A 23722-nucleotide genomic window follows, 5' to 3' on the forward strand; every position below is an offset into this window, starting at 1 on the left:
CAGCGAATGCACCAACTTGGCCGCGACACGTCGGAAACGGAGGGGGTATGACCGAATTGCCCCACCCTTCTGGCCTCGCAGCGCCCGTCTCGGGCGCGCAGCTCGCCGTCGCGCTGGCCACGACCACGGTCCCCACCTTCATCACCGGCTCGTGGGAGTCCGGTATGCCGGTCATCTGGGTCAACGCGGCGTTCGAACGGCTCGTGGGCGTCGGCGCGGACGACCTGCGGCTGCTGGGACCGCACCCGCTGCTGGCGCTGGTCGAGGACGATCCGAACCGGGCCGCGGCGCAGGCGGACCTCGCCGCCGGACGCGCGATGCGCCGGATCGTCAGCGCGCGCAAGCGCGACGGCGGGGTCAGCTGGCTGCAGGTGGACGTCACGCCGATGCCGCACGCGGAGGGCGAGGAGATGCGCTGGGTCGGGGTCACGACCGACGTCTCCGAGTACGTCGACCAGCAGGCCGCCCAGCTCGCCTCCCTGGAGGTCGAGCGCCGGCAGCGTGCCGACCTGGACCTGATCGCCCAGACGACGGAGCTGCTCGGTGACCTCGAGTACCCGTTCGCGTTGCGGGACATCGCCGACCTGCTGCGCTCCCTCGTCCCGTGGAGCGGGTTCTACCTCAACGACGACGGGCTGCAGTACGCCGAGGGGGTCGACGTCGCGTCCCCGCCGTCCGGCCGCGGACGCCGGCACGCCCGGTACGTGCCGGAGACCTGGCACGGCGACCACCTGGACGGCGGTGCCGACGAGGCGCAGGGCCCCGTCGAGGCCGGGTCCGATGGGAGCGCTCGCACGGCGAGTCGTGTCTCCCCGGTCGACCACGTCCAGGAGCTGCTCGACGGGGTCGTCGACGGGCCGGTGCGGCTCGACCTCGGCCGGCGCTACGAACCGCACACCGCCTCGGGCTGGTTGCGCCGGGACCTGGTGCACCGGGTCGTGGAGGAGTCCGGGGTGGTGCCGCGCTCCGTCGTCGTGCACGCCGTGGCGGGACGGCGGAGGGTGCTGGGCCTGCTCGTGACCTGGCACGGGGACGCCGCGCGCGGCCCGGGCGCCTCGGACGCCGGAGGCTGGGCGGAGCCCGGACCGGAGCACATCCTCACGGTCGTCGAGGTGGTCGCGCGCCGTGCGGGCACGGCGATCGACAACGCCCGTCTCTACGCCCGTGAGCACCGGCTGGCGGAGGCTCTGCAACGAGCGATGCTCCCCGAGCAGGCCGACGTGACCGGGCTCGACGTGTGGACCTACTACGCGCCCAACGCGGAGCACGCCCAGGTGGGCGGCGACTGGTACGACGTGCTGCAGATCGCCGAGGGCACGGTCGGTCTGGTCATCGGTGACGTCGTCGGGCACGACGTCGAGGCCGCGGCGGCGATGGGGCAGCTGCGGTCGGTGGTGCGGGCCTACGCGTACGAGCTGACCACGCCGGGCACGGTGCTCGACCGCGTCGACCAGCTCGTCACCGGCATGCGTGTCCCGCGCCCTGCGTCCATGGTCTACGCCACGCTCCACCACGTGCCCGACGACGACACCTGGTCGGTCGAGTACACGCGTGCCGGTCACCTGCCCCCGCTGCTGCTGCGCGACGGCGAGGTCCGGCAGCTGTCCGGTGCCGGGGGATCGCTGGTCGGGTTCGGCACCGCGGCGCGCACGACCGGGCGCGAGGTGCTGCACCGCGGCGACGTGCTGCTCTTCTACACGGACGGCCTCATCGAGCGTCGGGACCGGTCGTTGAAGGTCGGGCTGGACACGCTCGTGGAGATGTCGGCGCGGATCACGGCGCGCGACGCCGCCGGTGTCGGGGAGGAGCTGCTCTCCCGGCTGGCCGACTCCCCGGAGGACGACGTGGCGATCGTGGTCGTGCGGGTGCCCGACCCGGTCCAGGACGCCCAGGTGACCGCGCTCAGCCCCCGTTCCCGGCGCTGGCTGCTGCCGAGCGAGCCGGCGTCGATCGGGCGGGCGCGGCACGCGGTGCTGCGCACCTGTCAGGCCTGGGGCCTGACCGATTCCGCGGCGGCGGAGCTGGTGGTCTCCGAGCTCGTGGCGAACGGCGTGCTGCATGGCTGGGGCAACATCGCACTGCGACTCTTCGACACGGGAGACGGGCTGCGCATCGAGGTCGAGGACGCCAACCCGGCGCCACCGGTGGCCACCGACGGGCACCCGAACCGGGTGGGCGGGTTCGGCATGCAGATCGTCGAGCGGCTCGCCGACTGGGGTTGGCGCCCCGCGGGCTCGGGCAAGCTCGTGTGGGCCAAGCTGCGACCGCAGAAGGTGGAGCCCACCGAGCCCGCCCCGCTGCCGAACTAGTGTCGCGTGTCTCTGGTTGGTGTTCGAGACCAGGGGTATGGCGGCCGGCTCGTTCGAGATCCAGGCGCGTGGGCGCCGCCGTGAGGCTCGCCATGCTGGCCGGGCGTCCGACCGGAGTCCTTGACAGTGATTGTGATCGATCACTAATCTCATCGAAGCGCAAATAATGAACGTTCACATTCGCGCGTCCATCCATGGTGTGCAAGGGAGCACGAGCATGAGAGCAGGAGCGGCGGGCAGCGCGGTTGCGGTAGGTGCCGTGGTGCTGGCGATGGCCGGTGGGGTCGCCGCCCCGGCGACAGCGGAGGACGGGCGAGCCCACTCCGAGGTGGCCTTGAAGTCGGCGGGCAGCGGTTTCGACCGCGACCAGGTGCTGCAGGTCGATGGGGAGCCGTACTGGTACAGCGGCATCCAGCTTCGCGCCGACAAGCTGCTGACCCAGATCGGCTACCGTGCAGACGTACCCCTTGAGGAGCACGATTCGTCGGATCCCCAGAAGCGCAGCCTCGAGCAGATCTACAAACAGGTGGCCGAGGACGGATACAACACGGTCAACGTCCAGGTGCTGTGGTCCGATCTGCAGAAGGACAAGGTCACGACTCCGGAGCAGACGCAGACGGCCACGATCTCGGCGGACGGTTCGCCGGCCGACCTGACGACGTTCCAGACGAGCTGGGTCGCGGACGACGCCACGGCGCAGCAGCTCGGCTATGTGCGGTTCGACATCCCGGACGAGGTGGAGAACGTCGACGGTTCCAAGATCCGGCTGTACGTGAACAGCTCGGACGAGCGTCAGCGGGAGTTCCCGCAGACCGGCGGGATGTACTACAGCCACTACCTGAACCTGTACGGGGTGCCGTCCGACCAGAACGTCGAGGACCTCACCTGGGACAACGCCGGTCTCGGCGACGTCACCTATGACGGGACGCAGCTTGAAGCGCCGGACGGCTCGGTCATCGAGCCCACCTCGGTGACGCCGAAGTGGGACCGCATCAAGCGCACGTACTTCTACGACCTCGACGTGACCGACTACGTCGCGGACGCGCACGATGCCGGCGACCAGAGCGTGAGCTTCCTCGTCGCTTCATCGACGCCGGCCGACCGTACCGACAAGGCCGCAGTCGCCGCCGAGACGGTCACCTTCGAGACCGCGGCGTCGACGAGGGACGACAGCGACACGAACAGCGCCTGGCTCAAGCAGCCGCTCCGGCCGCGCATGTTCTTCTCGGACGCGAGCCTCGAGAACATCGACTGGACGTACTACGACCAGCTGGTGCGGTACGCCGAGAAGTACGGCCTGAAGTTCGAGGTGATCTGGTTCGGCTCGGACTCCACCGGATGGGCCTCCGACTACCGGGTGCCGTTCTACGTGTTCCACAACTATCAGATGACCACCGTGGACCAGGACCCGGAGAACGTGCTCTACAACGGCTCGATCGGGACCCCGCTCTTCCAGAAGAAGGTCGGTGAGCCGAATTCGATGTACACGTTCCTCGGCGATCGTGCCGACACGGCGCTGATGGAGAAGGAGGGCGACATGCTCCACGCCATCATGGAGCACACCGCCACCCTCACCGACGAGGCCGGCAAGAACATCGGCGACACCCTGATCGGCGTGCAGACCCAGAACGAGCCGTACAACGGCACGCTCAACGGCACGCCGATCAAGTGGCCGGACAACAACGATGGGCTCGCGACCGACAGCATGTCCCGCTCGCCGATCTCGCTCGCGCAGCGCGACCTGTGGCGTACGGAGGGGGATGCCGATCACGGTGGGTACCTCGTGACCAGTGACTCCGAGTTCCGCAAGTACCAGACCTGGTACTACAACGACTACCTCGGCAAGCGCGTCAAGGAGAGCTCGCTGCCGGTGTGGGCCCGGGTGAACCACCAGCAGAACTCACCCACGTACATGGTGGACATCAACGAGGCGATGCGTGCGAACCCCGAGGTGGGCACGAACGTCGACTTCGTCGGCATCGACACGTACAACGTCTCCGTGGAACGCATGTACAACATCGGCAACGGGCGGCACCCGTTCAACATCGCCAAGGGCGAGAACATCCCGGTCGTCATGGAAGACGGCATGAACAACACCGACGCCGCCGAGAAGAAGTTCGCGACGGTCGCCGGGGGTGCGCTGCACAACGGCTACAACGCGTGCTCGTTCGACGGTGACGGCCTCTACGACTCGTTCAACCCGGTGGACGCCTGCGGCCGGACCGACCGGCCCGCCGACGCGAGGACGGGATCGGGCACGCCGGGAACGATGACCTTCGCGCAGAAGATCGAGCGCGTCGCCCTCGTGAACACCCTCTACAACAAGGTCGGCTACGACCTCGCGACCCGGAACACGGACGCGGTCGGCGGCTCGACGTTGAAGTTCTTCGACCCGAAGGGGCTGAGCCCGGACGGCGAGACGGTCGAGCAGTCGATCCGCTCGGTGGGCATCTCCTACGCCGTCGTGAACGACCCGCACGGCTTCGACACGAGCTCTCGCGGCTTCGCCATCGAGCGTGCGGCGAACGAGATCGCGCTCGGGACGACCGAGGAGACGACCTTCCGCCTGGCCGGACTCGCCAACCACGTCGCGAGCGTCGAGCTCGGCACCTACGACGCCGACGCGACCGACGGGGACGTCACGACCGGCAATGCCCGGACGGACAACACCTGGACGAAGTTGGGCGACGCCGAAACCTCCACGGAGGGCGACGACCTCGTCGTCACCATTCCTGCAGGCGACGTGGCGCGGGTGCTGACCAACGGCGACATCCCTCCGGCCCTGGCCGAGTACCGCTTCGAGGCCGAGTCGTCGAGCCCGACCGCGAACCAGCCGATCGAGAAATGGGACGACGGCGCATCGGGCGGCGCCTGGAACAAGCTGCCGGCGACCGGCGCCGGGGACTACATCGAGTACACCATCGACGTGCCCGAGGCGGGGACCTACGACCTGCACACGGTCTACCGCACGGGGAGCCTGCGCGGTATCGCACAGGTATCCGTCGACGGCGAGGACGTGGGGGAGCCCTACGACCTGTACGACGAGACAGCGTGGTTCCCGACGGTGACGGCCGGCACGATCACCGTGACCGAGCCCGGCCCGGTCACCGTCCGGTACACCGTGACCGGCAAGAACCCCGAGAGCAGCGGCTACGGCCTCGGCGTGGACGTGATCACGTTGCGCCATCCGGTATCGGCGACGTCCTTCGAGGCGACCGCCTCGGCGGCGGTGCGTTGCGTGGCCGGGAAGGCCGTGGTGACCGTGCGGGTCGCGAACGGGGGTGTCGCGCCGGCGTCGTTCGCCGTCTCGTCCGAGTTCGGTTCGCGCACGCACGACCTCGGCGTCGACAAGAAGGCGGCCGCGAGCTTCACCTCGCGACAGGCCTCGGTCGACGCGGGAGAGGCGGCTGTCGCGGTGAGCGGCGAGATCGGTGGCAAGGCCGTCGCGGAGACCCTCACGGCGCCGTACGACTCGATCACCTGCGCCTGATCGCAGAGAACACAGGAGAGTCATGATGAAGCGGGATACGGCGACGCGGGTATCGGTGGCAGCCCTGGGTGCCACGCTGCTCGCGGGAGTGGCAGGCGTCGCCTTCGCGGAGGAGCAGGTCGGACCGGGTGGCGAGATCGACGTCCGCGTGCAGATCGAGGACGACCATGCGGGCATCCTCGCCATGAGCGTGGCGGGGACCAGCGCGCAGCTCTCCGAGGACGGGTCCACCGGTACTGTCCGGCAGTTCACGGGCGCGCTCCCGACGGTGACGGTGACGGACACCCGGACGGCGGACGAGATTCCCGAGGGCGCCTTCTGGTGGGTCGAGGGCACGGCGTCCTCGTTCGTGGGCGACGCCGCCCAGCCCGAGATCGGCCCGGAGCACCTCGGCTGGTCGCCGTCGGTGGCCGACGACGGCGACGGCGTCGTCGCGGTGGGACCAGAGGTGGCGCCCACGCTGGACGACGATGCGTCGCCGAACAACGTGGGGCTGGAGGGCCGCGAGCTCCTCGCCATGGCGCTGACGTCCGAGGAAGCGGTGGGATCGTGGCAGGCCGGTGCGCAGCTCCTGCTGCAGGTGCCCGTCGGCACCGAGGTGGGAACTTATACCTCGACACTGACTCTGTCGCTGTTCGAGTGAGCGGCTCGGGCGCTCCGGCAGCGCGCTGAGCACCGTGGTACCCGAGGGCGTCGCCGCCGGCGGCGCCCTCGGCCCACGACCATGGAAGGTGGACGATGTCCTTCGTGTTCTCACCACGCCGCCGGGTCACTGTGGTGGAGATGCTCGCAGCGGCCTGCGTGGCGCTGCTCCTGACGGCCCCGCCCGCAGCCGCCGGGCCGCGAGAGGCGGACGACGTCGACGGCACCGTGACGTGGTCGGTGCGCCCTGCAGACGCCTCCGGCGAGGACGGCCGGGCGTGGGTGGAGCAGGAGCTCGACCCGGGTGAGACCGCGACGGAGCATCTCGCTCTGCGGAACCTGTCGGATCAGGACGTGACCTTCCGGATCACCGCGGCCGACGGCTACTTCGGTGAGAACGGCCGGTTCAGCATGCTGCCGTCCGACCAGGAGTCCGTCGACGCGGGCTTGTGGATCGACGTGACCGACGAGGTCACGGTGCGGGCCGACGAGACCGCGATCCTGCCGTTCACGACGGTGGTTCCCGAGAACGCGTCCCCCGGTGACCATGCGGCGGGTATCGCCGCATCGATCCTGTCGCGGCAGGCAATGGACGGGGGCGGGACCGTCGGGGTGGAGTCACGGGTGGGGTTCCGCGTCATGACACGGGTGGCGGGGGACGTCGACCCGGGCGTGACGGTCGACGGCGTGTTCGCGTCGTATCGCGCCTCGGGGAACCCGTTCGCGCCGGGCGCGGCCGCCGTGCGGTTCGATGTCGTGAACATCGGCAACACGCGCGTCGTCGTGACCGGGGCGGTGGAGGCGGCGGGCCGCGTGATCGAGTTCCCGGCGGACGCCGAACCCGATCAGGAGCTGCTCCCGGGCGACCGGCGCACCGTCGTCGTGCCGGTCGACGACCTGTGGCCGACGGTGTTCGTGCCGGCGCATCTGCACGTCACTCCTCGCGTCCTCGAGGGGAGCGGTTCCGAGATGGCCCCGCTGTCCGTCTCTCTCGGTGTGTGGGCGTGGCCGTGGTCGCAGCTCGCTGTGCTCGCCGGTCTCGCGCTGATCGTCGGTTCGGGCCTGTGGGGGAGGGTGAGGTCGAAGCGCCGTCTGACGCGCATGCTGGCCCTGGCGCGCGAGGAAGGCCGTCGTGAGGCGCGCCGTCGAGACGGGGCGTGAGCCGCCCGTACGGGCGGCACGCTCCGGCCGACACCCTGCCCGCGACACAGCGCGTTCTCCTGGACCGCGACATCCCGCGCGCCTGCGGTGACCCCACTACCATCGACGCATCACCGCAGGTCAAGATCACGATCTACGGTTGTCGTACTCACCGTCAGGTCAGCGTCCGGACCTCGCTCACCGAGGTGCCGGCGTCGACGAGGAACTGGGCGCACCGATCGGCCTCGGCGCCCTCCCCGATGCGGTCAGCTGCGCGGGACAGCGCGAGCAGCGCGCGCAGGAAACCCTGGTTGGGCAGGTGGTCGGCAGGGATCGGCCCCTGGCCGCGCCACCCCGCGCGACGCAGCGCGTCAAGGCCACGGTGGTAGCCGGTCCGGGCGTAGGCGTAGGCCGTCACGGCGTGGACGAGCTCGTCGCCCCCGTCGAGCGTCTGCTCGGCCAGCACCGCCCACACGAGGCTCGACGCCGGGTGTGCGGCGGCGACGTGCGCAGGGTTCTGGCCGTCCTCCAGGGCCGCGCGGGCAGCGGAGTACGCGTCCGGCAGGTATGTCGGGGGCGGTCCGCCGAGCAGGTTGTCCACAGGCTGGGATGAGCTCATGCCGACCATTGTCCCAGGCGGTCGGCGCCGTGCACGCACTCTGGGAGGTCAATTGCGGGTTCGGCGGGCCTGCGGCGTCCTGACGCGGGTAGTCTCGTACGCATGATCGAGATCGCGACGTCCTCGACGACGACGACGCTCGTGATCGCCGGGGACCTCGATCTTGCCGAGCGGGATCAGTTCCCCGAGATCGCGGCGCGTGTGGTCGGGCTGCGCCGCCAGCTGCTGGTGATCGACATGTGCCGGGTGACCTTCATGGACTCGACCGGCGCCGCCTTCCTCATCTCCTTGGCGGACTCCGGGCGCAAGAGGGGCGGCGCGACGGTGCTGCGTGGCTCCGACGAGCGCGACCTGTTCGTGCTGGAGGTCTGTGGAGCGCTCGACCTGTTCCGGGTCGACCACGACCACCAGTGCGAGCAGTCGGACACGTCCACCGGGGCGACGCCGGTGCAGCTCCCGCAGCGTCCGCGGCCCGCCTGAACCGTCGTCGACGCACCCGCTCGCACGGCCGCCGCACGCACCGTCGCCCGGCCAAGGTCATGGCCGGGTAAACTCTGCCGAGGCCCGGCGGCAGCCCCCGGGCTCACCGATTCACGAGGAGAGTTGATCCATGCCAGCCGTGGTGCTCGTCGGCGCCCAGTGGGGCGATGAGGGCAAGGGGAAGGCGACCGATCTTCTCGGAGACCGCGTCGACTACGTGGTGAAGTTCAACGGCGGGAACAACGCCGGGCACACCGTCGTCATCGGGGACGAGAAGTACGCCCTGCACCTGCTCCCGTCCGGCATCCTGTCGCCCGGTGTCACGCCGGTGATCTCGAACGGTGTCGTGGTGGACATCGAGGTCCTCTTCGAGGAGCTGGACGGCCTGATCGAGCGTGGGGTGGACGTCTCGCGTCTGCTCGTCTCGCAGGGCGCCCACGTCATCGCCGGCTACCACCGCACGGTGGACAAGGTGACCGAGAGGTTCCTCGGCAAGCGCAAGATCGGCACCACGGGCCGGGGCATCGGGCCCGCCTACGCGGACAAGATCAACCGTGTCGGCCTGCGGATCGCCGATCTCTTCGACGAGAAGATCCTCGCCGAGAAGATCGAGGGCGCGCTCGACCAGAAGAACCACCTGCTCGTGAAGGTCTACAACCGTCGGGCCATCGAGGTCCAGGAGACCCTCGACGAGCTGCTCCAGCACGCCGAGCGGCTGCGCCCCATGGTGGCCGACACGGGGCTCGCGCTGAACCAGGCGCTCGACCGCGGTGAGACCGTCCTGTTCGAGGGCGGTCAGGCGACGATGCTCGACGTCGACCACGGCACCTACCCGTTCGTGACGTCGTCGAACGCGACCGCCGGCGGCGCCGTGACGGGCTCGGGCGTCGGGCCCACGCGCGTCGACTCCGTCATCGGGGTGGTCAAGGCCTACACCACCCGGGTGGGCGAGGGTCCCTTCCCGACCGAGCTCTTCGACGACAAGGGCGCCTACCTGCAGAAGGCGGGCGGCGAGTTCGGCGTCACGACGGGGCGTCCGCGGCGCTGCGGCTGGTACGACGCCGTCATCTCGCGGTACGCGGCGCGCGTCAACGGTCTCACCGACCTCGTGCTGACCAAGCTCGACGTGCTCACCGGGCTCGAGAAGGTCCCGGTGTGCGTCGCGTACGACGTCGACGGCGAGCGATACGACGAGATGCCCATCGACCAGACGGCGTTCCACCACGCGAAGCCGATCTACGAGGAGCTCGACGGCTGGTGGGAGGACATCTCGCACTGCCGCACGTTCGAGGACCTGCCGGTCAACGCCCAGCGCTACGTGCGTCGCCTCGAGGAGATCTCGGGCTGCCGCGTCTCCGCGATCGGTGTGGGCCCGCGTCGCGACGAGATCATCGGCATCCACGACCTGATCCACCCGCGCGCCTGAGACGCCGTGGCGCCCCGCGCGCTGGCACCTAGACTGGCTCACCGTGAAGATCCTCGTCGTCGGGAACGGTGCTCGCGAGCACGCCATCGTCCACTCCCTCGCCTCGGAGCCGGCTGCCGGTGGCGCCACGCACGAGCTGCACGCCGCGCCGGGCAACCCGGGGATGCGTGAGCAGGCCACGCTGCACGCGATCGACGCGAACGACGGCGGTGCGGTCGCCGCGCTCGCCACCGCGCTGGGCGTGGACCTCGTCGTCGTCGGCCCCGAGGCACCGTTGGTCGCCGGGGTGGCCGACGCCGTGCGGGCCGCCGGCGTGCCCGTCTTCGGCCCGTCGGCCGAGGCGGCGCGCCTCGAGGGGTCGAAGGCCTTCGCGAAGGAGGTCATGGCCACGGCGGGCGTGCCGACCGCGATGGCGCACGTGTGCACCACGACGGACGAGGTCGCCGCAGCGCTCGACGCCTTCGGCCCGCCGTTCGTGGTCAAGGACGACGGCTTGGCCGCAGGCAAGGGCGTCGTGGTGACCACGGACCGGGACGTGGCGCTCGAGCACGGGCGGGTGTCGCTGGAGGCCCGCGGCGACGCCGGCACGGTGGTGATCGAAGAGTACCTGGACGGCCCCGAGGTGTCGCTGTTCTGCGTGTGCGACGGCACGACGGTGGTCCCGATGGTGCCCGCGCAGGACTTCAAGCGGGTCGGGGACGGCGACGCCGGTCCGAACACGGGCGGCATGGGTGCCTACACCCCGCTCGACTGGGCGCCGTCCGGGCTGGTCGGCGAGGTCGTCGACCGTATCGCCCAGCCCACGGTCGACGAGATGGCCCGCCGGGGCACCCCGTTCTCCGGCGTCCTGTACGTCGGGCTCGCGCTGACCTCGCGCGGCACCCGCGTGGTCGAGTTCAACGTGCGGTTCGGTGACCCGGAGATCCAGGCGGTGCTCGCCCGCCTGCGCACCCCGTTGTCGGTCGTGCTGCTGGCCGCGGCGCAGGGCACGCTGGCGGAGCTCGCGCCGTTGAACTGGACCGACGAGGCGGTCGTGAACGTCGTCGTGGCGTCGCACGGGTACCCCGAGTCGCCTCGCAAGGGCGACCCGGTCACGGGCATCGACGCGGCGGCCGGTCTCGACGGTGTGCACGTCCTGCACGCCGGGACCGCGGTGGCCGAGGACGGCACGCTCGTCAGCGCGGGCGGTCGAGTCCTGTCGGTGGTCGGGCGAGGGGACGACCTCGCGGCGGCGCGGGCGGCGTCGTACGCGGGGGTCGGGTTGATCGACCTGCCGGGCTCGCACCACCGTGGCGACATCGCGCTCAAGGCTGAGCAGGGCGAGGTGGAGGTCCCGTGAGCGACGCACCGGAGACGTTCACGGACGGCGCCTTCGCGGGCGGCCGGATCGACCTGCCCGGCTGGACCCACGTCTACTCCGGCAAGGTCCGTGACCTCTACGCCCCTGACCTGCCGGTGCTGGGCGGGGTGCACCCGCTGGGCGACGTCGTCCTCGTGGTCGCCTCGGACCGGGTGTCGGCCTACGATCACGTGCTCGCTACCGGCATCCCCGACAAGGGCGTGGTGCTGACCCAGCTCAGCCTGTGGTGGTTCGAGCAGCTCGCCGACCTGGTCGACAACCACGTGGTGTCGACCGAGGCGAGCGCCGAGCCGGGGGACGGGCTGGTGCCCGACGTCGTCGCGGGCCGCGCGATGATCTGCCGCCGTCTCGACATGTTTCCCGTGGAGTGCGTGGCCCGTGGCTACCTCACCGGTTCCGGGCTCGCGGAGTACCGGTCGAACGGAGAGGTGACGGGCATCCCGCTGCCCGACGGGCTGGTCGACGGATCCCGGCTGCCGGAGCCGATCTTCACTCCCGCCACCAAGGCGGAGGTCGGCGAGCACGACGAGAACGTGACGTTCGCCGAGGTCGCCCGCACGGTCGGCGACGAGGATGCCGCTCGGCTGCGCGACCTGACGCTGGCGGTCTACCGCCGTGCCGAGGAGATCGCCCGGGAGCGCGGCGTGATCCTCGCCGACACCAAGCTGGAGTTCGGCAGGCTGCCCGACGGCGGCACGGACGCGGGGCGGATCGTCCTCGGTGACGAGGTCCTCACCCCGGACAGCTCGCGTTTCTGGCCCGCGGACTCCTGGGAGCCGGGTCGCGCGCAGCCCAGCTTCGACAAGCAGTTCGTGCGCGACTGGCTCACCTCGGACGCCTCCGGCTGGGACCGCGCGGGAGACACGGATCCGCCCCCGCTGCCCGCCGACGTCGTGCGCCGCACCCGGGACCGCTATCTCGAGGCGTTCGCGCGGATCACGGGCACGGCGCTGGTCTGAGCGGCCGGACCTCGGGTGCCGGGCCCGGCACCCGAGGTCCGTCGTGCGCGACCGGCTGCTAGTACGAGTAGAAGCCTCGCTCGATCCCGTCCCGGACCTCCGGGCTGTTGACCAGGGCGACGAAGAACACGATGAACGCGATCCAGGCGATCGTGGACAGCGCGCCGAGGATGATGCCCGCGATCGCGAGGCCCTTGCCGGGGCGGCCGGACCTCTTGGTCCGGACCAGGCCGGCGATGCCGAGGCCCACGGCGATCAGGGCCATGCCGAGGATGCCGGTCACCAGCGCCGCGATGGAGAAGCCGTCCGTCCCCTGGCCCTGCTGTGCCGGGTAGGGAGACTGGCCCGTCGGGGCCGGCATGGACGGCTGGCCCGCCGCGTACGGTGAGCCGCTCTGGTAGGGCGGCGGCGTGCCCTGGGGGGACCCGGTGCCGTACGGGTCGCCGCCCGCGGGCGGGGTCGCCGGGTCGCGCCCGCTTCCGGGCCGGTACGGGTCGGGCGAAGAGGTCGATGTCACGAGAGTCTCCCGGGTGTGTGGTGTGTGATGCCGCGTCTGACGCGACCCTAGCGGTGACCACGGCGCCTCGCGAGATCCAGCCCCCGCACGGCGGCGGGTAGACTGGCGGCGGAATCCCGCCGTCGTGCTCCCGCCCGTCCCACGCGCACCCTTCGTACCCGCGTCGTGTGCCGGGATCCCGGAGCGACGGCCCGTGCAGAGCCCCTAGGAGCCCGAAGTGGGACGCGTCGTCGTCGAGGTCATGCCCAAGCCCGAGATCCTGGACCCCCAGGGCAAGGCCGTGGTCGGGGCGCTGCCGCGCCTCGGTTTCACCCAGTTCTCCGGTGTCCGGCAGGGCAAGCGGTTCGAGCTCGAGGTCGAGGGCGAGGTGACGCCCGAGGTGCTCGAGGCCGCCCGCCAGGCCGCGGAGAAGCTGCTGTCCAACCCGGTCATCGAGGACGTCGTGCGTGTCGCCGACGCCTCGCAGGAGTCCTCCGGAGCGGTGGCCTGATGAGCACCGGTTCGTCCAGCAGCACCCTGAGCAGCGCCCGCATCGGCGTCATCACCTTCCCCGGCACCCTCGACGACCGGGATGCGGCCCGCGCGGTGCGCCTGGCCGGTGGCGTGCCGGTCCCGCTGTTCCATGCTGACGGTGACCTGCAGGGCGTCGACGCCGTCGTGCTGCCCGGTGGGTTCTCCTACGGCGACTACCTGCGCGCGGGCGCCATCTCCCGGTTCGCCCCCGCGATGGACGCCGTCGTCGACGCCGCGCGCGGCGGTATGCCCGTGCTGGGCATCTGCAACGGCTTCCAGGTCCTCACGGAGTCGCACCTGCTGCCCGGTTCGATGGTCAAGAACGATCACCTGCACTTCGTGTGCCGCGAGCAGGTCCTCGCCGTGGAGAACGCCGGGACGGCCTGGACGAACCAGTACACCGCGGGTCAGCGCATCACGATCCCGCTGAAGAACCAGGACGGCCAGTTCGTCGCCGACGAGCGCACCCTCGACGAGCTCGAGGGCGAGGGGCGTGTCGCCTTCCGCTACGTGGGGACGAACCCCAACGGATCACGCCGCGACATCGCGGGCATCACCAACTCGGCGGGCAACGTGGTCGGGCTCATGCCGCACCCCGAGCACGCCGTGGAGGCCGGGTTCGGTCCCGACAGCGACGCCGGTCAGCGCGCCGGGACCGACGGGCTGGGTTTCTTCACCTCGGTGCTGGCGTCACTCGTCCACGCATGACCGCGAGAAGCCCCCGCGCAGGGACGCCGAGGGACGAGGTGCGCCGGAGCGAGGCACCGCTGTGGTCGTGCGAGGCGAGCGCGGCATGACCGCCGAGGCGCAGGTCGACGTCGTCGAGCTCGTCGAGGTCCCGTGGGACCACGAGGACGCGGCGCGGCTGCGGTCCGAGGCCGTCGCCGACCTCGGACGTCGCTACGGCGGCGACGACGACGCGAAGGAGGTCATCGACCCGGCGCGCATCGTCGTGACCCTGCTGGCACGCATCGACGGTGTCACGGTGGGTGGCGGCAGCGTCCGGGACGTGTCCGGGACCGACGACGGCCGTGGGCGAGGCGCCACGCACCCTGCCGCCACCGGTGAGGTGAAGCGGGTCTACGTGCTCGACGGCCACCGCGGGCGAGGCGTCGCCCGCCGGCTGATGGGCGAGCTGGAGCGCGCGGTGCGGGAGGCGGGCTTCCGCCGGCTCGTGCTGGAGACCGGGACGGCCCAGCCCGAGGCGATGGCGCTCTACGTCGCCCTCGGGTACGAGCCGATCGAGGCGTACGGGCGGTACGCCGGAGAGCCCGACCAGCGCTGCTACGGCAAGCGGCTCTGATCACGCCGCGCTGAGCAGCGGCCGCACCTCACGCCCGAGGAAGTCGACGAACCCGGCCAGGTCCGGCTCGTCCGCCGTGGGCTGGATGGCCACGGCGGTGGCCCCCGCGTCGGCGAGCGCGAGCACCGCCGCCGCGATCGTCGCGGCGTCCCCGGCGGCACCGATGCCCCGGTCGGTGGCGGCGCCCCACAGCGGCAGCTCCCGGGCGAGCCGCTCCTCGGCTCCCGGACCTGTCGCGGTGACGAGCGTGGCGTGCACGTCGGCGAGCTCGTTCCCGGCCGTCCGGGCGGCGTCACGGGCGGTGGCCACCGTCGTGCGGACATCGTCGGGCGTCAGAGCGTTCGCCAGGATCAGCCCGTCACCCAGCTCGCCGGCCAGGGCGAGAGAACGCGGGCCGACACCGCCGAGCCAGAGCGGCACGAGATCGGCCGGCGGCCAGTCGAGGCGGACGGCGTCCAGGTTGACGTAGCGGCCCGACGACGTCACCTCCTTGCCGGCGAGCAGGGCGCGGAGCGCTTCGGTGCTCTCCCGCAGCAGCGTGAGCGGCGAGGCGACCTTCACGCCGGACTGGGCCATCCACTCCTGCACCCCGTGGCCGACCGCCGGCACGAACCGGCCGGGGAACATTCGCGCGAGCGTCGCGATCTCCATGGCCGTGATCGCGGTGCTGCGCAGCGGCGCGGGCATGAGCCCGAGGCCGACACGGATCCGGTCGGTCCATGCGAGGGCGGCGGCCGCCGAGGCGAGGCCGCTCTGCTTGAAGCAGTCCTCCCACACCCACAGGTCGTCGAGCCCGGCCCGCTCCACGGCGGTGGCCAGCGTGCGCAGGCTCTCGGGCGGGTGCGTCGGGACGTAGGCGACGCCGAGGCGGGGGGCGGGGGACGTGTGCGGCATGGCATTGCTCATGGCTCGATCATCCCGGGAGCCACCCACAGGGCTCAGCCGGACACGCGCAGGTAGGCGAGCTGTGCGGCTACGGACTGGCGCGCCGCGGGAAGCACGGCAGGGTCGACGTCCGCATACACGTGCGCGACGACGTCGTCCACGGCCGTGTCGGGCCCGAGCGCGACCAGGGCCCGGCGCACCTGGTCGAGGCGCTCGTGACGATGGGCGCGGTAGGCCCGCACGGCGGCCCCGAGGTCGGGGATCGCCGGGCCGTGAGCGGGGACCGCGAGGCGTCCGTCGCCGATCCGCTCGAGGGTGTCGAGGCTCGCCAGGTAGTCGGCGAGGGACCCGTCGGGCTCCGCGATGACCGTGGTCCCCCGGCCGAGGACCGTGTCGCCGGTGAGCACCACGGGCTCCTCGCCGGGCCCGGTGACCACGAACGACACGGAGTCGCCGGTGTGACCCGGGGTGGCGACGACCTCGATCCGCACACCGGCCACCTCGATCACCTCGCCGTCCCGCAGGGGCGCGCCGCCGTGGCAGTGGTCCGGGTCCGCCGCCCGCACCGGCGCGCCGGTGCGGGCGCGCAGACCGGGGGAACCCGCCGTGTGGTCCGGGTGCCGGTGCGTGACGAGGATCAGCTCCACCGGGCCGGCCGCGGCCAGCGCACCCAGGTGGGCGCCGTCGTCGGGCCCGGGGTCCACGACCACGCACGACGGCGACCCCGGTGCGCGCAGCAGCACCGAGCGGGTGCCGTCGAGCGTCATCGGGCCCGGGTTCTCGGCCCGCAGCACGGTCACGATGGACGTCACGCGGTCCATCGTGGCACGGGTCGACCCCCTGGAGCCGCCCTCAGCCGACCAGGAGCTCGAGGGTCTGCACCCGGCCCGGCGTCGCGTCGAGCGGCTCGCCCGCATACGTCCCGGCGACCGGCACCACCATCACCTCGTTGACACCGTGGCGGGCGGCGAGCGCCGCGACCTGCGTGCGGACCGGCTCCGGCTCGCCGATCAGCCAGCGGGCCCGCATGTCCTCGATCATCTGCTGGCCGAGCGTGTCCAGCGGCGTCGCGAGGGCCTCCTCCACGGTCTCGGCCCGGCCCATCGGGCGGCCGGTCCGCAGCCGGGCCATGGCCCGCAGCTGGGGCAGCGCGCGCTCGTCCGCCTCGTCGCGTGTCGGCGCCACGACGGCGTTCACGGTGAGGAACGTCCGCGGCTCCGGGTGCGCCTCGCTCGGGCGGTAGCCGTCGCGGTACAGCGCGAGCACCTGGTCGATGCCGGCGCCAGAGAAGTGGTTGGCGAACACGTAGGGCAGGCCGAGCTCCGCGGCGAGGCGTGCCGAGTAGTCGCTCGAACCGAGCAGCCACACGGTCGGGGAGCCGGTGGCCGCCGGAGTGGCGCGCACGTCGTAGACCTTGCCGTCCGTCAGTCGCAGCCGGGCGCCGTCGGGCTCCATGAGGGCGAGGATGTTCTGCACGTGCTCGGCGAACCGCTCGACGTCCGACGTCGGCCCGGACGCCCGCAGCAGTGCCGTCACCACGGGGTCCGAGCCCGGCGCCCGGCCGATGCCGAGGTCGATCCGTCCGGGAGCGAGGGCCTCCAGGGCGGCGAACTGTTCGGCGACCACCAGCGGAGCGTGGTTCGGCAGCATGACGCCACCCGAACCGACACGGATCCGCGCCGTCCGTGCGGCCGCGGCCGCGATCATGACCGGTGGCGTCGAGGCGGCGACGGCGGGCATGTTGTGGTGCTCGGCGAACCAGTAGCGCTCGTAGCCGAGATCGTCGGCGCGCTGCACGAGCGCGAGCGAGGAGGTCAGCGCCTGGGCGCTGGTCTGCCCGGTGCGCACGGGGACGAGGTCCAGGACGGAGAGGGAGGGTGAGGTGCTCATCGTCGGACTCAACCGACGCGACGCCCGGGACCTTCCGCAGCCGCGGTGTCGCGCGTCACGCATCGCCGGATGCGGTGAGGCGCCGCCGAGCCCACGATCAGCGGGGGCAGGAGTCGTGAGGAGGAGGGGCCCCGTTCCGGGCGTGAGCGGCACCGCGCCGCGCGCGACGCCGCGGCGTGCGGCTCAGGCCTGCAGCGCCTGCGCCACGTCCTCGACGATGTCCAGGGGGTCCTCGAGCCCGACGGACAGCCGCACGGTGGTCTCGCGGATGCCGACGGCGGCACGCCCCTCGGCGCCCAGGCGTCGGTGGGTGGTGGTCGCCGGGTGGGTGATGATCGACTTCGCGTCGCCGAGGTTGTTGGAGATGTCGATGATCCGCAGCGCGTCGAGGAACGCGAAGGTGCGCCGCTTCGCCTCGTCCGGTGCGGTCCCGGCGGGCACGTCCAGGTCGAACGTCACCACGGTGCCGCCGCCGGTCTGCTGGGACAGCGCCAGCTCGTGCTGGGGGTGCGAGGGCAGGAACGGGTAGCGCACCCCGGTGACGCCGTCGGCCCCCTCGAGGAACTCGGCGACCTGCAGGGCGGCGGCGTTCTGCGCGCGGACGCGCACGTCCAGCGTCTCGAGGCCCTTGAGCAGCACCCAGGCGTTGAACGGGCTCAGCGAGGGACCGGTGTGCCGCAGGAACGTCTCGACCGGCCCGGCCAGGAACTCCTCGGGACCGAGGATCGCCCCGCCGAGGACGCGCCCCTGGCCGTCGATGTGCTTGGTCGCGGAGTAGACCACGACGTCCGCGCCGAGCTCGAGCGGCTTCTGCAGCACGGGGGTGGCGAACACGTTGTCGACGACGACGACGGCCCCGGCCGCGTGGGCGAGCTCGCACACGCGGCGCACGTCCACGAGGTCCTGCATGGGGTTGGACGGCGACTCGAAGAAGACGACGTCCGCGGGGGTGGCGAGCGCCTCCTCCCACTGCGAGGTGACGTGGCCGTCGACGAGGTCCACGTCGACGCCCCACTTGGCGAGGATCTCGTCGTAGATGACGTTGGTGGAGCCGAACAGCGCGCGGGCCGAGACGATCCGCGAGCCGCTGGACACGAGCGCCGCCAGCGTGGTGAAGACGGCGGACATCCCGGTGGTGGTGGCGTAGCACGCCTCGGCACCCTCGATCAGGCGCAGCCGTTCCTCGAAGGTGCGCACCGTGGGGTTGCCGTAGCGGGAGTACACGAACCGGGAGTGCTCCCCGGCGAACGCGGCCTCGGCGTCGGCGGCGGAGTCGTAGGTGTACCCCTGGGTGAGGAACATCGCCTCGGACGTCTCGGAGAAGTCCGAGCGGCGGTGGCCACCGCGGACGGCGAGCGTGGCGGACCGTGCGGAGTCCGGCAGCGGTCGGTGGCCGGCGCCGCCGTACGGTGCGGGGTTGGCGCCCGGCCCGGTCGGGATGTCGGTGCGGCTCACGGGGTGTGCTCCCGGTGGGGCAGGCCGCGGACCTTCCAGCCGGTCTGGTCGCGGACCCCGCCGAATCCGGGCGCTCCCTCGAACCCCTCGAGGACGTTGTACGACGGGCCGATCCCGGCGGAGGTCGCCAGGCGGGCGGCACCGATGGAGCGCTGCCCGGAGCGGCACAGGAACACCACCGGCCGGCCGGGGCCGACGCCGGCCGCCTCGAGCTCGGTGAGGAACCCGGGGTTGGGGCGGCCGTCGGCGGTCACCCACTGGCTGAGCACGGTCTCCTTGCCGAGCCCGCCGACGTCGGGGACGCCGATCGTGCGCCACTCGCCGTCCGTGCGGACGTCCACGAGGACGGCCTCGGGGTCGGCGGCGAGCAGGTCCCATGCTTCCTGCGGGGTGATGTCTCCGGCGTAGCCCTCGGCGGGGCGGGCCTGCACTGGTGCGGTCATCGCACTCCTCCCATCGGTCGTGGCGGTAGCACCCACGCCCGGTCCCGTGCCTCGTGCCTGCCTCGCGGTGGAGGTTCGACGACGGCGGCCCGGTCCCGCGGGTTGCTGCGGCGTCGACGTGCCACGTCACTCGGCCGCTCGGGATGGTCAGGGCGATCGTACGACACGGCGTCCGGTGCGTGGGACGGGTGTCTCGCCCGTTGAGCGGAGCCGTCTCGGCGGGTGCTCACGGGTCCGTCGGTCGGGTGTCTGAGTGCTGTCCGATCCGTAGCCCACGGATGCGCCGATCAGTCGTTATTCCTCGTAGCGGATCTCGACGCGGCGATTGGCCGCCCTCGCCGCGGCAACGGTCTCCTCGTCACCGATCTCCTGCTCCTTGAGCTCCGTCTCGCCGAACCCCTGGACGTCCAGCACCAGGTCGGGGCGCTCCGCCTCGACGGCGTCGGCCACGGCCTGTGCCCGTCGTTCGGACAGCTCCTGGTTGAACTTGTCCGTGTCGACGGTGTCCGTGTGCCCGTGGACCTTGACCGGAGCGCCGTCGGGGACATCGGCGACCAGCTCGCCGATCCTGCCCGCGGCGGATGTCGCGAGAGTCGCGTCGCTCGGGTCGAAGAGGATGTCGGAGGACAACGTCACAACTGTCTCGGTGGCGTCCTTCTCGATCGTCTCGACCGGGACGACCCTCCCGGTGCCGTGGTGCACGACCGGGGTGTCGTACGCGACCACCTCGCCGGCGGCGTCAGCGAGGGCTTCGCCGTCCAGGTCGAGGTCTGCGAAGCCCGGCCAGTCGTAGGTCGGGGACTCCGTCACGGGGTCATCGTCGGGCGTGCAGGCGACGAGAGCGGCCGCCGTGAGCAGCAGCACGGTCGTCAGCACGGCGGGGGACCGCGGAAGGTGGGTCATCGACTCAGTCCTCGATCGTCAGCGGGACGTCCTCGAAGACGGGCCAGGAGTCATGGACCTTGACGTCGATCACGGTGATGTCGTCCTCAGGTGCGGCGTAGAACGCCTGGAACCCGACGGACTCGCCCTGCGCGGCCTTGGCGCCGACGACGTCCGTCGTGTACCCCGACCGGTACTCCTTGAGGTGCTCCCGGTCGATGAGGTCGAGCCCGCCGGATGCCTGCCCCAGCATGTCGAAGACCGAGACGGGCTTGGTGGAGTACTGCGGTGTGAACACGAGCCGCAGCTCGGTCACGTCGCCGCGGACCGTGAGCGACGTGATGCCGATGCGCACGTCGTCGTCCGTGCCGGGGAGGGTGAACGTCCCGTCGGCGATGACGGCGTCGGGGTCGGGGAAGTCGACGCCGATCGTGCCGAGGGGCTCGGCGTCGTCGGTGCTGCTGGACTGCGCGGCGACACCCTCCTGGGCGTCTCCCCCGGTCGGGGTCGAACAGCCGCTGACGGCGAGCGCGACCGCGAGAGGAATCGGGGTGAGTCGGGCCACGGTGCGCATGAGCGTTCCTTCGAGGTGTCGGCGGAGCGGTGCTGGGGAGACTAGCGCAGGGGCGTTCCCGGCGCGTGGCCGGAGATCGGTACCTGGGTCTCACGGACCACGGTGGGAGCCGACCGTGACCGCATCTTGAGACGCTGCGCCCATCTGTTGACATCTTCGCGCGTGATTGGTGACCATGGCGGCAGGTCATGAGCGCCAGCGCGAAGCCCCGGCTCGCTGGCCGGCAACCCTCCCCTCGCGGCGGGGTGCCCCGGGTGACGACCTGGCTCCGCGCCGTCCGGCGTCGGGCAAGCGCGGGGAGGTCGCTCCCCGGGACACTGAGGAGGACCCATGACCGCTCTCGCCGAGACCCCCGCCTGTACCGAGGCGGGCGCCTCCGTCGCGGGGCTCGCCCCCGTCCTGCCGGTCGTGGGGCACGACACCCCCGCGCCGCTCGTCGACGGCCGCCGGGTGCCCTACGCGAACCTCGACGTCGCCGCCTCCGCCCCCGCGCTGCAGGCCGTCGCCGACCGCATCACCCAGACCCTGCCCCTCTACGCCTCCGTGCATCGCGGCGCCGGCTATCTCTCGCAGGTCTCCACCTCTCTGTACGAGACCGCGCGGCGCACCATCGGCGACTTCGTGGGTGCCCGGGACGACGACGCCACGCTGATCGTGCGCAACACCACCGACGCGCTCAACCTCCTGGCGGGCTGCGTCCCAGCGGCGGACGACGGCGCGGCCGGCCGCGTCCTCGTCCTCGACGTCGAGCACCACGCGAACTTCCTGCCCTGGCGGCGAGCTGCCCGGACCACCGTGCTCACCGGGCGTGACACGGCTGCCGAGACCGTCGCGGCGATCCGGGCCGAGCTCGCGGCGGGTGCCGCGGCCGGCGACGGCTACGCGCTGGTGGCCCTGACCGGCGCCTCCAACGTCACGGGTGAGGTGCTGCCCGTCGCTGACGTCGTGGCCGCCGCGCACGCCGCCGGCGCCCGCGTGCTGCTCGACGGTGCGCAGCTCGTGCCGCACCGCCGCTTCTCCCTGGCCGAGACCGGGGTCGACTACCTCGCCTTCTCCGGGCACAAGACCTACGCCCCGTTCGGTGCCGGCGTGCTGGTCGGGCGCCGGGACTGGCTCGACGCCGGGACCCCCTACCTGGCGGGTGGCGGCGCCGTGCGCAGCGTGCGGGTCGACGACACCGAGTGGCACGACGGGCCCGCCCGGCACGAGGCCGGGTCGCCCAACGTGCTCGGCGCGGTGGCGCTCGCCGCCGCCTGCGAGGCGCTGGCCGAGGTCGACCCCGTCGCGCTGCGCGAGCACGAGGACGCCCTGCGCGGGCGCCTCGTCGCCGGGCTGGAGGCGCTCGAGGGCGTCGAGGTCGTGCGGCTCTGGGCCGACGCGGCCGACGCGGTCGGTGTCGTGACCTTCACCGTCGCCGGCTACGAGCCGGGCCAGGTCGCCGCGTACCTGTCGGCCGAGCACGGGATCGGGGTGCGCGACGGCCGGTTCTGCGCGCACCCGCTGCTGTCCCGGCTCGGGTACGGCGCCGGGGCGGTCCGCTCGTCCGTGGGGGTCGGCACCGCGGGCGAGGAGGTCGAACGACTGGTCGCGGCCGTGACGGCGCTCGTCACCGAGGGCCCGAGGGCGCGCTACGACGTCGTCGACGGCCTGTGGATCGTGGTCGACGACCCGCGCCCGGTGCCCGAGGGGTCCGGCCTCGAGGGCCTGCTGGCCACCGCGGGGCCCGGCCGGGACGAGGCGTTCGGCTGCCTGCCCGAGGACGCCTGAACCGCGCCTGACCGCGCCTGGACCGGCGCCGCTGGCTCAGGCGGCCGGTGCGGGGGAGAGGGCTGTGCGGACCTCGTCCGCCGAGAAGCTCGAGACCGGCAGCGCCGAGGTGCGCGCCGACCGCACCACGCCGCGGGCGTCGAGGACGAACGTGCCGCTGTGCTGCAGCAGCGCGACCTTGCGCAGCCCCGCGTCCCCGTGGTCGCCGGTGGCCCACACCTCCGCCAGGGGTGCTCGGCGTGCCGCGCGCTCGGCGGCCGTCGCCGCCTCGGCGGCGGTGCCCGGCGCCAGCAGCAGGAACGCGGCGCCCCCGAGCTCGCCGGCGTCGTGCATGCGCTGCACCTGTGCCGCGTGGGCGAGGCACGCCGGGCAGGTCGCGGACCGCATGAAGTGGACGACGGCGGCACGGCCCGCGATGACCTCGTGGAGGCCGCGGCGGCGTCCGTCCGGGCCCACGAGGCTCAGTGGCGGCAGCGTCGTGCCGAGGGCGGGGTGCTGATCCTGCGTGCGTCGTGCGTCGGCGCTCATGAGGTCTCCTGCGGTCGTAGACTGGTGCCATGATCGTCAACCGAGTTGCGCATAATGTCAAGGGGGTTGCGCAGTTTGTTCGATGACGCCCTCCTCCAGTTCGCGGCCGGCGCTCGCGACGACCTGGGCTTCCTCCTGCTCGCCGCGGCCGACACCGTCGTGACGGCGACGCTCGCCGAGGTCGCAGCCCAGGGACACCCGCAGATCCGCCGCGTGCACGTACCGGTCTTCATGCACCTCGAACCGGCCGGGGCGACCATCAGCACGCTCGCCGACCGTGCCGGGGTGACACGCCAGGCCATGACCGGCGTCGTCCGTGAGCTGGAGGGGCTCGGCTATGTCAGCGCGACGCCGGACCCGACCGACCGCCGCGCCCGTCGTGTCACGCTCACCGCCCTCGGCGCCGAGTACTGCGGGGCAGCGACGCTGGTCAGCGAACGGATGACCGCGCAGTGGGCCGAGCGGCTCGGTGGCGACGCGATCGACCGGCTGCGCGACCAGCTCCGGTCTCTCGCGGCGCCGGCCCCCACCGAGGGATAG

At 72.2% G+C, this 23722-nt stretch carries 23 protein-coding genes and 1 riboswitch; of the genes, 13 read left to right on the forward strand and 10 right to left on the reverse strand.

Annotation, left to right across the window (positions count from 1 at the left end; genetic code table 11):
* Positions 1 to 47: 47 nt before the first annotated feature.
* The 4 genes from PZC42_RS01560 (at position 48) to PZC42_RS01575 (ending at position 7602) form a co-directional block, all read left to right on the forward strand.
* The gene (locus PZC42_RS01560; protein ID WP_277207688.1) at positions 48 to 2309 is read left to right on the forward strand and encodes an ATP-binding SpoIIE family protein phosphatase; all 2262 of its coding nucleotides are present in this window, start codon (positions 48 to 50) and stop codon (positions 2307 to 2309) included.
* Positions 2310 to 2526: 217 nt separating this feature from the next.
* Positions 2527 to 5799: a DUF4978 domain-containing protein gene (locus PZC42_RS01565; RefSeq protein ID WP_277207691.1), complete on the forward strand. Its 3273-nt coding sequence runs from the start codon at positions 2527 to 2529 to the stop codon at positions 5797 to 5799.
* A 25-nt stretch (positions 5800 to 5824) separates the two neighbouring features.
* Positions 5825 to 6442 (forward strand): hypothetical protein, encoded by a 618-nt coding sequence (locus PZC42_RS01570; RefSeq protein ID WP_277207693.1) that lies wholly within the window; start codon positions 5825 to 5827, stop codon positions 6440 to 6442.
* Positions 6443 to 6546: 104 nt separating this feature from the next.
* A complete protein-coding gene (locus PZC42_RS01575) occupies positions 6547 to 7602 on the forward strand; it encodes a hypothetical protein (protein WP_277207695.1) in 1056 nt (351 codons plus the stop codon).
* 154 nt (positions 7603 to 7756) lie between these two features.
* On the opposite strand, the gene PZC42_RS01580 is transcribed toward PZC42_RS01575, so the two are convergent.
* Complete coding sequence (locus PZC42_RS01580) at positions 7757 to 8200, reverse strand: DUF3151 domain-containing protein (RefSeq protein ID WP_277207698.1); 444 nt, start codon at positions 8198 to 8200, stop codon at positions 7757 to 7759.
* Positions 8201 to 8302: 102 nt separating this feature from the next.
* Here PZC42_RS01580 and PZC42_RS01585 point away from each other — a divergent pair, with 102 nt between their 5' ends.
* The 4 genes from PZC42_RS01585 (at position 8303) to PZC42_RS01600 (ending at position 12425) form a co-directional block, all read left to right on the forward strand.
* The gene (locus PZC42_RS01585; protein WP_277207699.1) at positions 8303 to 8680 is read left to right on the forward strand and encodes an STAS domain-containing protein; all 378 of its coding nucleotides are present in this window, start codon (positions 8303 to 8305) and stop codon (positions 8678 to 8680) included.
* Between the two features lie 130 nt (positions 8681 to 8810).
* Complete coding sequence (locus tag PZC42_RS01590) at positions 8811 to 10106, forward strand: adenylosuccinate synthase (RefSeq protein ID WP_277207701.1); 1296 nt, start codon at positions 8811 to 8813, stop codon at positions 10104 to 10106.
* A gap of 43 nt (positions 10107 to 10149) precedes the next feature.
* Positions 10150 to 11445, forward strand: a complete 1296-nt coding sequence (gene purD, locus PZC42_RS01595) for a phosphoribosylamine--glycine ligase (RefSeq protein ID WP_277207703.1) — start codon at positions 10150 to 10152, stop codon at positions 11443 to 11445.
* On the forward strand, positions 11442 to 12425 hold the full coding sequence (locus PZC42_RS01600) for a phosphoribosylaminoimidazolesuccinocarboxamide synthase (protein ID WP_277207706.1): 984 nt from the start codon (positions 11442 to 11444) through the stop codon (positions 12423 to 12425). Before purD ends, PZC42_RS01600 begins: the two co-directional genes overlap by 4 nt.
* A gap of 58 nt (positions 12426 to 12483) precedes the next feature.
* Here PZC42_RS01600 and PZC42_RS01605 read toward each other — a convergent pair whose 3' ends face one another.
* The gene (locus tag PZC42_RS01605) at positions 12484 to 12942 is read right to left on the reverse strand and encodes a DUF4190 domain-containing protein (RefSeq protein WP_277207709.1); all 459 of its coding nucleotides are present in this window, start codon (positions 12940 to 12942) and stop codon (positions 12484 to 12486) included.
* Positions 12943 to 13159: 217 nt separating this feature from the next.
* Here PZC42_RS01605 and purS point away from each other — a divergent pair, with 217 nt between their 5' ends.
* The 3 genes from purS (at position 13160) to PZC42_RS01620 (ending at position 14758) form a co-directional block, all read left to right on the forward strand.
* Complete coding sequence (purS, locus tag PZC42_RS01610) at positions 13160 to 13432, forward strand: phosphoribosylformylglycinamidine synthase subunit PurS (protein WP_277207712.1); 273 nt, start codon at positions 13160 to 13162, stop codon at positions 13430 to 13432.
* Positions 13432 to 14163: a phosphoribosylformylglycinamidine synthase subunit PurQ gene (purQ, locus tag PZC42_RS01615; RefSeq protein ID WP_277207714.1), complete on the forward strand. Its 732-nt coding sequence runs from the start codon at positions 13432 to 13434 to the stop codon at positions 14161 to 14163. Before purS ends, purQ begins: the two co-directional genes overlap by 1 nt.
* 85 nt (positions 14164 to 14248) lie before the next feature.
* Positions 14249 to 14758 carry a GNAT family N-acetyltransferase gene (locus tag PZC42_RS01620; protein ID WP_277207715.1) on the forward strand — a complete coding sequence of 170 codons (510 nt, stop codon included), beginning with the start codon at positions 14249 to 14251 and terminating at the stop codon, positions 14756 to 14758.
* Here PZC42_RS01620 and PZC42_RS01625 read toward each other — a convergent pair whose 3' ends face one another.
* The 7 genes from PZC42_RS01625 to PZC42_RS01655 form a co-directional block, all read right to left on the reverse strand.
* A complete protein-coding gene (locus tag PZC42_RS01625; RefSeq protein WP_277207717.1) occupies positions 14759 to 15664 on the reverse strand; it encodes an LLM class flavin-dependent oxidoreductase in 906 nt (301 codons plus the stop codon).
* Positions 15665 to 15696: 32 nt separating this feature from the next.
* Entirely contained in the window at positions 15697 to 16464 is a 768-nt protein-coding gene (locus tag PZC42_RS01630) for an MBL fold metallo-hydrolase (protein WP_277207718.1), read from the reverse strand.
* Positions 16465 to 16495: 31 nt separating this feature from the next.
* Positions 16496 to 17533: an LLM class flavin-dependent oxidoreductase gene (locus PZC42_RS01635; RefSeq protein ID WP_277207720.1), complete on the reverse strand. Its 1038-nt coding sequence runs from the start codon at positions 17531 to 17533 to the stop codon at positions 16496 to 16498.
* Positions 17534 to 17716: 183 nt separating this feature from the next.
* Positions 17717 to 18988, reverse strand: a complete 1272-nt coding sequence (locus PZC42_RS01640) for an O-succinylhomoserine sulfhydrylase (protein ID WP_438802884.1) — start codon at positions 18986 to 18988, stop codon at positions 17717 to 17719.
* Positions 18985 to 19431 (reverse strand): rhodanese-like domain-containing protein, encoded by a 447-nt coding sequence (locus tag PZC42_RS01645; protein WP_277207721.1) that lies wholly within the window; start codon positions 19429 to 19431, stop codon positions 18985 to 18987. The genes PZC42_RS01640 and PZC42_RS01645 overlap by 4 nt, the downstream gene beginning before the upstream one ends.
* Before the next feature lie 294 nt (positions 19432 to 19725).
* Positions 19726 to 20334 carry an OmpA family protein gene (locus tag PZC42_RS01650; RefSeq protein ID WP_277207723.1) on the reverse strand — a complete coding sequence of 203 codons (609 nt, stop codon included), beginning with the start codon at positions 20332 to 20334 and terminating at the stop codon, positions 19726 to 19728.
* A gap of 4 nt (positions 20335 to 20338) precedes the next feature.
* Positions 20339 to 20887 carry a hypothetical protein gene (locus tag PZC42_RS01655; protein WP_277207726.1) on the reverse strand — a complete coding sequence of 183 codons (549 nt, stop codon included), beginning with the start codon at positions 20885 to 20887 and terminating at the stop codon, positions 20339 to 20341.
* Between the two features lie 184 nt (positions 20888 to 21071).
* Positions 21072 to 21187: riboswitch (SAM riboswitch) on the forward strand.
* Between the two features lie 30 nt (positions 21188 to 21217).
* Between PZC42_RS01655 and PZC42_RS01660 the strand changes: the two genes are divergently transcribed.
* The gene (locus tag PZC42_RS01660) at positions 21218 to 22654 is read left to right on the forward strand and encodes an aminotransferase class V-fold PLP-dependent enzyme (protein ID WP_277207727.1); all 1437 of its coding nucleotides are present in this window, start codon (positions 21218 to 21220) and stop codon (positions 22652 to 22654) included.
* A 36-nt stretch (positions 22655 to 22690) separates the two neighbouring features.
* Here PZC42_RS01660 and PZC42_RS01665 read toward each other — a convergent pair whose 3' ends face one another.
* Entirely contained in the window at positions 22691 to 23182 is a 492-nt protein-coding gene (locus tag PZC42_RS01665) for a thioredoxin domain-containing protein (RefSeq protein WP_277207728.1), read from the reverse strand.
* A 75-nt stretch (positions 23183 to 23257) separates the two neighbouring features.
* On the opposite strand from PZC42_RS01665, the gene PZC42_RS01670 reads away from it, so the two are divergent.
* Positions 23258 to 23722 (forward strand): MarR family winged helix-turn-helix transcriptional regulator, encoded by a 465-nt coding sequence (locus PZC42_RS01670; RefSeq protein WP_277207730.1) that lies wholly within the window; start codon positions 23258 to 23260, stop codon positions 23720 to 23722.

It is taken from the genome of Isoptericola croceus, assembly GCF_029382255.1.
GTDB classification, from domain to species: domain Bacteria; phylum Actinomycetota; class Actinomycetes; order Actinomycetales; family Cellulomonadaceae; genus Isoptericola; species Isoptericola croceus.

What these genes read in the sequence shown, in the direction of transcription:
- PZC42_RS01580 (WP_277207698.1), bottom strand. Translation starts at nt 8,200, where the DNA reads ATGAGCTCATCCCAGCCTGTGGACAACCTGCTCGGCGGACCGCCCCCG.
- purQ (WP_277207714.1), top strand. Translation starts at nt 13,432, where the DNA reads ATGAGCACCGGTTCGTCCAGCAGCACCCTGAGCAGCGCCCGCATCGGC.
- PZC42_RS01560 (WP_277207688.1), top strand. Translation starts at nt 48, where the DNA reads ATGACCGAATTGCCCCACCCTTCTGGCCTCGCAGCGCCCGTCTCGGGC.
- PZC42_RS01660 (WP_277207727.1), top strand. Translation starts at nt 21,218, where the DNA reads ATGACCGCTCTCGCCGAGACCCCCGCCTGTACCGAGGCGGGCGCCTCC.
- PZC42_RS01630 (WP_277207718.1), bottom strand. Translation starts at nt 16,464, where the DNA reads ATGGACCGCGTGACGTCCATCGTGACCGTGCTGCGGGCCGAGAACCCG.
- PZC42_RS01570 (WP_277207693.1), top strand. Translation starts at nt 5,825, where the DNA reads ATGAAGCGGGATACGGCGACGCGGGTATCGGTGGCAGCCCTGGGTGCC.
- PZC42_RS01585 (WP_277207699.1), top strand. Translation starts at nt 8,303, where the DNA reads ATGATCGAGATCGCGACGTCCTCGACGACGACGACGCTCGTGATCGCC.
- PZC42_RS01620 (WP_277207715.1), top strand. Translation starts at nt 14,249, where the DNA reads ATGACCGCCGAGGCGCAGGTCGACGTCGTCGAGCTCGTCGAGGTCCCG.
- PZC42_RS01655 (WP_277207726.1), bottom strand. Translation starts at nt 20,887, where the DNA reads ATGCGCACCGTGGCCCGACTCACCCCGATTCCTCTCGCGGTCGCGCTC.
- PZC42_RS01590 (WP_277207701.1), top strand. Translation starts at nt 8,811, where the DNA reads ATGCCAGCCGTGGTGCTCGTCGGCGCCCAGTGGGGCGATGAGGGCAAG.
- PZC42_RS01625 (WP_277207717.1), bottom strand. Translation starts at nt 15,664, where the DNA reads ATGAGCAATGCCATGCCGCACACGTCCCCCGCCCCCCGCCTCGGCGTC.
- PZC42_RS01650 (WP_277207723.1), bottom strand. Translation starts at nt 20,334, where the DNA reads ATGACCCACCTTCCGCGGTCCCCCGCCGTGCTGACGACCGTGCTGCTG.
- PZC42_RS01645 (WP_277207721.1), bottom strand. Translation starts at nt 19,431, where the DNA reads ATGACCGCACCAGTGCAGGCCCGCCCCGCCGAGGGCTACGCCGGAGAC.
- PZC42_RS01635 (WP_277207720.1), bottom strand. Translation starts at nt 17,533, where the DNA reads ATGAGCACCTCACCCTCCCTCTCCGTCCTGGACCTCGTCCCCGTGCGC.
- PZC42_RS01565 (WP_277207691.1), top strand. Translation starts at nt 2,527, where the DNA reads ATGAGAGCAGGAGCGGCGGGCAGCGCGGTTGCGGTAGGTGCCGTGGTG.
- PZC42_RS01665 (WP_277207728.1), bottom strand. Translation starts at nt 23,182, where the DNA reads ATGAGCGCCGACGCACGACGCACGCAGGATCAGCACCCCGCCCTCGGC.